We start from the raw sequence: 1692 nt of genomic DNA on the forward strand, positions 1-1692 counted from the left end.
GTCAGGCTGCGGCACTGTTTTTTTCCACCGGATGGACGGAGCGGAAGCCGATAGCCAGGCGGTTCCACCCATTGATGGTTACGATCAACATGGACAGCTTGACGATCTCCTCCTCGGTGAACTGTTCCTTCAGCACGTCATAGACGTTGTCCGGAGCATGGGTTTTGGATATCAGCGTCAGGGCTTCCGTCCAGGCCAGCGCCGCGCGTTCGCGTTCACCATAGAGCGGCGATTCCCGCCATGCGTTCAACAGATAGAGTCGCTGCTCGGTCTCGCCCCCCTTTCGAGCATCCTTTGAATGCATGTCGAGGCAGAAGGCGCAGCCGTTGATCTGCGAAGCGCGCATCTTGACGAGCTCTATAAGGCTTATTTCGAGCCCGCTGCCAACGACGCTCTCTTCCATCTTGAGCATCGGCTTGATGAGTTCTTGGAAATTGTAGAGGTTCAATCTTGGTTTCATTGTCTATCTCCTTATGTGGCATTTAGTTGCCTGTACACAAGACGAGACAGCTCCGCCGAACGTGACATCCCGGCAAACTTTTTTATGAATCTTTGTAAGATCAGTCGCCGGTGACGAAAAACCGCCAGCGCCCCTTTGGCGTGATGCCAAGGCGATAGAATACATAAGTGCCGAATTGCTTCATCTCGTCGTAATCGCCTGCGGTGACGATCTGGAAGAGTTCGACCTTTTGCTTGGCATCGAGCTTGTCGAGCGGGTAGGCGAAGAAATAGGGCCAGACGTAGAGCTCGTCTGCCGTGCCAGCATCGAGGTGCACATAACCGGACTCAAGCACATCGACCAGAATAGCGAGAATTTCCTGGCCATCTGGATCGCCGGCGAGGCTTTTCAGATAGGCCAATGGATCGCCATCGATGTCTGTCAGCGAAAGCATGGTGACATCGTCGCCGGAACCGATCAGCGGACGAAGCGCTTCAATCGATCCGGACTTGGCCGCAGTCAGAATGAGCTCGCGCATTTTCTGCACCGGGAAAGGCAGTTTGGCGACGTCGTATTCGACCTGAGGCGTTGCTGCGCCTTCCTTGGCATTCGGCATGGCAGGATTATTGCTCTGCGCAGCGTCACCATCATCATCCGTTGCTGCCGGTGCCTGCGCAGGCTGCTCCGGTGTTGCGTCGGGCTTTTCGGAAGAGGAGGGTTGGGTCTGCGTTTCGCCAGCTGGTTTCTGTTCAGCACCGGGCTTCGCAGGTTCGGTGGCTTTGGGCAGCTCTTCTTTCTTGATCTCGCTCAAGGCGAGCTGCGTCGGCGTATCGATGCCGGCAGCAAAAGCCGGAACGGAGAAAGCACAAACCGCTGCCGCTAGGAAAAAGGTTCCGGCGATCGCGGAAGCGGAAAAGTGCTTTTCAGGCATGCAGGATCACCAATTATTGCAGAATGCGATTAGATGAAAATTCACCCGCAGAAATACGTTCACGCAAGCCATCGAGCAAGGCCAATGCGGACACTTCGCCGTTGTCACGGATCAGTTCGGTCAATGCAGTGGCAAAAGCGGCTTCGGCCATAATTTCAGGCTCGATACCTTCAAGCGTGCCATCAGCCCAGACTTCATTCTGATATTCGATTGCAACCAGCTTTTTTTCTTCTGCAACCAACCTATCAAGGTCTGTTGATGTCATGTTCATGATATACCATCCTTGGCCGAAGCCAATTCTTAAACTACCGCTAAACAATAC

At 54.0% G+C, this 1692-nt stretch carries 3 protein-coding genes; all 3 read right to left on the reverse strand.

From position 1 onward, the window contains the following. Position 1 precedes the first annotated feature (1 nt). The 3 genes from ACXJ5O_RS26070 to ACXJ5O_RS26080 all read right to left on the reverse strand — a co-directional run bounded on the left by ACXJ5O_RS26070 (position 2) and on the right by ACXJ5O_RS26080 (position 1641). Entirely contained in the window at positions 2 to 460 is a 459-nt protein-coding gene (locus ACXJ5O_RS26070) for a carboxymuconolactone decarboxylase family protein (protein WP_457302439.1), read from the reverse strand. A 100-nt stretch (positions 461 to 560) separates the two neighbouring features. Next, positions 561 to 1370, reverse strand: coding sequence for a hypothetical protein (locus tag ACXJ5O_RS26075; RefSeq protein ID WP_457302440.1), 810 nt, complete (start codon positions 1368 to 1370; stop codon positions 561 to 563). Between the two features lie 13 nt (positions 1371 to 1383). Then, entirely contained in the window at positions 1384 to 1641 is a 258-nt protein-coding gene (locus ACXJ5O_RS26080) for a hypothetical protein (protein ID WP_112527803.1), read from the reverse strand. Positions 1642 to 1692: the final 51 nt, after the last annotated feature.

Source organism: Phyllobacterium sp. P5_D12 (assembly GCF_054049495.1).

Coding starts and splice junctions, on each gene's coding strand:
- ACXJ5O_RS26070 (WP_457302439.1), bottom strand. CDS start 460: ATGAAACCAAGATTGAACCTCTACAATTTCCAAGAACTCATCAAGCCG.
- ACXJ5O_RS26075 (WP_457302440.1), bottom strand. CDS start 1,370: ATGCCTGAAAAGCACTTTTCCGCTTCCGCGATCGCCGGAACCTTTTTC.
- ACXJ5O_RS26080 (WP_112527803.1), bottom strand. CDS start 1,641: ATGAACATGACATCAACAGACCTTGATAGGTTGGTTGCAGAAGAAAAA.